Annotated in this window: 6 protein-coding genes; 2 read left to right on the forward strand and 4 right to left on the reverse strand. The window is 55.5% G+C overall.

The window, feature by feature from the left end; translation table 11 throughout:
• The coding region (locus tag G565_RS26620) for an ATP-binding protein (RefSeq protein ID WP_169579691.1) at positions 1 to 256 on the forward strand (256 nt) is incomplete at its 5' end.
• Here the strand turns inward: G565_RS26620 and G565_RS25265 are convergent.
• The 4 genes from G565_RS25265 to G565_RS0120420 form a co-directional block, all read right to left on the reverse strand.
• Positions 195 to 1,049: an AraC family transcriptional regulator gene (locus G565_RS25265; protein ID WP_211227239.1), complete on the reverse strand. Its 855-nt coding sequence runs from the start codon at positions 1,047 to 1,049 to the stop codon at positions 195 to 197. The genes G565_RS26620 and G565_RS25265 overlap by 62 nt on opposite strands.
• Before the next feature lie 227 nt (positions 1,050 to 1,276).
• Complete coding sequence (locus tag G565_RS0120410) at positions 1,277 to 1,726, reverse strand: thiol-disulfide oxidoreductase DCC family protein (protein WP_037340736.1); 450 nt, start codon at positions 1,724 to 1,726, stop codon at positions 1,277 to 1,279.
• Positions 1,707 to 2,267 (reverse strand): DUF4166 domain-containing protein, encoded by a 561-nt coding sequence (locus G565_RS0120415; protein ID WP_084649496.1) that lies wholly within the window; start codon positions 2,265 to 2,267, stop codon positions 1,707 to 1,709. The genes G565_RS0120410 and G565_RS0120415 overlap by 20 nt, the downstream gene beginning before the upstream one ends.
• Before the next feature lie 15 nt (positions 2,268 to 2,282).
• Positions 2,283 to 2,813: a GbsR/MarR family transcriptional regulator gene (locus G565_RS0120420; RefSeq protein ID WP_028672464.1), complete on the reverse strand. Its 531-nt coding sequence runs from the start codon at positions 2,811 to 2,813 to the stop codon at positions 2,283 to 2,285.
• A 108-nt stretch (positions 2,814 to 2,921) separates the two neighbouring features.
• Here G565_RS0120420 and G565_RS25270 point away from each other — a divergent pair, with 108 nt between their 5' ends.
• Positions 2,922 to 4,094 carry a saccharopine dehydrogenase family protein gene (locus tag G565_RS25270; RefSeq protein WP_051208350.1) on the forward strand — a complete coding sequence of 391 codons (1,173 nt, stop codon included), beginning with the start codon at positions 2,922 to 2,924 and terminating at the stop codon, positions 4,092 to 4,094.
• The last annotated feature ends 105 nt before the right edge of the window (positions 4,095 to 4,199 follow it).

Here is a 4,199-nt window from a genome sequence, read left to right on the forward strand (position 1 = left end):
GATCGTGGATGACCTTGGGTACGTGCGCAAGACCGAACAGGAAAGCAGTGTACTGTTCGAGCTGATCGCCCACCGGTACGAACGCCACAGCTTGATCATTACCTCCAATCAATCCTTCGAGGACTGGGACCAGTTGTTCGACGATACCGTCATGACGGTCGCCGCCATCGATCGACTGGTGCACCACGCCACAATCATCCAGTGCGAGGGTGACAGCTATCGAAGGAAACAGTCTGCCAAAAAGCAGGCTTCATAGGTTCAGCGCAACCGGCCAAGTTAATTGTCGCTGAACCGGCCAAGATAGTTGACGCGCTACAGGTCCGGCTCAAATGGGCGCTGTCGGAGAAGCCAGCTCCATAGGCTGCTTCAGTGGCGGAGGCGCCCCGTGCCAGGGCGTTGACGGCACAGATCAAGCGCCGCCAAAGCAAGTAAGGGCGCCAGGGTATATGCATCTGTTCGCGAAACAGGTGCAGAAAACGTCCTTCCGACAATGACAGGGACCGTGCCACTTCGGCGGCTCGCCAGCTGGCGGGTTTAAGGCAGGCGCCGGAGAGGCACTCATCCAGGTTTCGTAGCAGTGTTCGCAATCGCTCATCCGCAACGGTTGACGCGGTATTGCCGGTGGACTGGGCCAGAAATTCCTGTTTCATGCCGAGAGCACCGAACAGGTCAACAAGGCGAGCGGCCGGATCGTCTTCGGCTCTGGGTATGAGTGGGCTGGCGGTCGGCAACTCTTGCAAGGCAAGCATGACCTGATTGCCGAGCATGTGCGACAGTCGCGCTCCCAGAGCGCTTTGCGGTTCGACCAGCATGACCCAGCCGCTATCCATCGTCAGTTGATGGGCCACCCGCGACTGCACAATCACCGCGCCATGCGCAATCAGATCGTTATGGCGACAAATCGACTTCTGACCGGTGGGCCATACCACCTGGATAGGGTGATGTTTATGGCTTTTCGCCTCTAACGTGGCTCCGAAAACTATCAATAGCCCGGGTTTTAGCCAAACAGTAGGGTGTCTTGGTTCTGCCGGTGAGTGTTCCATAGACATTCAGGTTACCTCTGAAGCATCGCACGATCTAGCAAGCCGTTGAAATTCGAAGAATTTTGGCGGCCTGCTACTGGAACATGTGGTCCGACAATTCGGACGTTCCGGCAAAATCAATGACTGTTAAGTCATTGATTTTGTGAGAGAAGCAAAAGTCGCAATTTTTGGATCTCGTGTTTTGAAAAAGGCAGGAAGCCTTTTTCAACAACCAGCTAGATGGCATTAATACCTCAAGTCTCGAAGTTCGTTTTCGCGGCGGGTGGATAGCGTTGGGCTTCTGAGGGCAGCAAGCACTGATCTTTCTTACCGGCGATGCGGTAGCGATTGCGAGCAATCAGGCGGTAGAGGCCATCGCGCAAAGGTCGAGGTATGTAGCGGCCCAGTGTCAGCCAGCGCCAGGGCCGCGGTAGTTCAGCAATCACGGCGAAAAAAGCATCGGAATGCAGGTATGCTTGGCCGTGGTCGATATAGGCCATGGTCTCAATGCGGGTGGGGTGCAGGCCGATATGGGTCAGCAGGGCCTGACCCTCGGCGGACTGCACCGAGCAAAAACGTAAACGGGCAGCTGGATCTCGGGCGATCAGAAACTGGACCCAGCCAGAGCACAAGTTACACAGACCATCAAAGAGGATGATTTGCGGGTTGGCCGCAAGGCATTTATCAATTGGCGAGGCTTTCATTGTTTAGCTCCACGTCGTCCATATTTTCAACGCTCATCTCACCCTGATAGCTCAATACCTTGCCGATCAAGGGGAGGCGCACATCAACACTGAAACAGTACTGGCGGGCCTCCTGCCACTCGAGTGCTAACACCTTGGGGCTTAAGAAAAGCGGTATCGGCAGGCCGAAGAGTTTGGTTTTGCACAGGCGGTAGCTCAGTTTTCCCTCGCTGACATCCAGCGCCATGGCCATGTGGATGGGACCTAAGCGCTCCACCAGTTGGCTGCCTGCTTTGTAGAAGTGGGAGTTCATGGCGAAGTCGTTGAAGTGGCGATTCCAGGTCATCACATCAGCACTGTGTTCACCGCGAACAGTGAGCCCGCTGTTGTCTCTGGCCGGTGGCATACTGAAGATATGGCAGACTAAACGCCCCAAGAGATTGCCGTGCTGCACGGAGGCACGGCCGCTGAGGTAGCTACTGCCGGTGTGTGCCTGTTTCACCAGGGTGGGCAGCTGGGAAAATTTCTCACCGAGACAATCCTGGAATAGATTACTCATCATTCACCTGCTTTTGCGCTATTTAAGACCGGGAATAAAGCGGGCGATCTTGGCGCCCATGTTCATCATTTTTACCAGTGTGCCCTTGGGCAGCTGACTGACCTGCTGATACCAATCCACCAGAGTGCCGACAAAGCGGCTCATCTCGCGAATCTTGTCTTTAACCGCCTCGGGGGTTTCAGTGTCGTCGACCATTTCCAGTTCACACTGGCGCAGCATACTGAGGATGGGGTCGATCTCGCGGCGCTTGCGGCCTTCGACAATCGTTAGCAGCATCTGCCAACAGTCGCCCTTGGTGTGAAAAAGGTCGCGGCGATCGCCGAGGATGTTGCTCACCTGCACTAGGTCCCAGCTCTGCAGTTCTTTCAAACTGGTGCTGACATTGGAGCGCGCCACCGATAATAGGTCCGCAATCTGTTCCGCATTGAGCGGTTCGGGCGACAAGTAGAGCAGGGCGTGAATCTGTGACACGGTGCGGTTTACTCCCCAGCGTGTGCCCATCTCGCCCCAGTGCAGAATATATTTTTCCATGAGTGCGGTGACTTGCATGTGTTTCGCTCCAACGTGTCGATTCTGTCTGTTACTTCTGTAGCTTCTGTCATTACAGAAATAAATGTATTACTCTTTTGGTGAGAGGTCAAATGCAGGAGCACGATAATGGATGATCGGGACACGCCTTACGTTGTGGTGGTACTGGGCGGCTATGGCAATTTCGGCAAGCGCATCAGTGCGGCGCTGGCCAAGCTTGCCGGTATACGTCTGGTGATTGCGGGGCGACATTTGGCTAAGGCCGAGGTGCTGTGCGCGTCGCTGAGCGCGCAGCAGGCCGTGGCTCAATTTCAGCCTGTGGCTATTGATATCAGCGCGGCCGACTTTGTTGAGCGTATAGCGGCTTGCGCCCCTGGCTTGGTGATTCACACCAGTGGCCCTTTCCAGGGGCAAGACTACCGCGTACCCGAGGCCTGCATTGCTCTGCGTTGCCACTACATTGATCTGGCCGATGACCGGCGCTTTGTCTGCGATATCACACGCCTTGAGACACAGGCCAGGCAGGCCGGTGTGCTCGTGGTTTCAGGGGCCAGTTCGGTACCGGGGCTGTCGTCCACGGTGGTCGATCACTTTGCCAGCCGTTTTACTCAGATAAGCAGTATCGACAGCGCCATTGCCCCGGGTAATCGCGCCGAGCGCGGCGAGGCCACCGTGGGTGCGATACTCTCCTATACCGGCCACAAACTGCCCGTATGGCGGGCAGGGCGCTGGCAAGCTATCTACGGCTGGATGTCACCACGCAAGCGGGATTTTGGCTCCATCGTGGGTAAGCGCTGGCTGGCCAACGTCGATGTGCCGGATCTGGAGCTGTTTGCCCGGCGTTATGACGGTGTCAAAAATGTCACGTTTCAGGCGGGGCTGGAACTGGGCTTCTTGCACTGGGGTATGGTGGCTATGGCGTGGTGCAGTAAGGTGGGGCTGGTCAAAGACTGGTCACGCTGGACCAAAGCCATTGTCGCGGCAAGCCGGTGGTTCATCGATTTGGGCAGTGCAACGGGCGGTATGCAGGTGACTGTTACTGGCCGTGATGCCTCTAATAAGCCCTTGGCAATTCAGTGGCGGCTGGCGGTCGAGCACGGTAGCGGTCCGTATATTCCCACCCTCTCGGCGCTGATTCTGGCGAAGAAATTAATCGCCGGTAGCTTGAGTGAGTGCGGTGCCAAGCCCTGTCTGGGTTTGTATTCGCTGGCTGAATTTAAAGCTGAGGCAGCGCCCTGGGGCCTTAAGTATGAGTGTGTCGTCAACGGGGAGGTCGTCGATGAGCCACTACTTTTTGCTTAAATTCTTACACATACCTGAATCCGTGATTTTATTGCATTAACTCATTTCTTCTCTGTAGACACTGTTAGTCATGCCAATAATACGATGTTAGTCTCCATTATTCTT

The organism is Saccharospirillum impatiens DSM 12546, assembly GCF_000423605.1.
In the GTDB taxonomy this organism is placed as follows: Bacteria; Pseudomonadota; Gammaproteobacteria; order Pseudomonadales; family Natronospirillaceae; genus Saccharospirillum; species Saccharospirillum impatiens.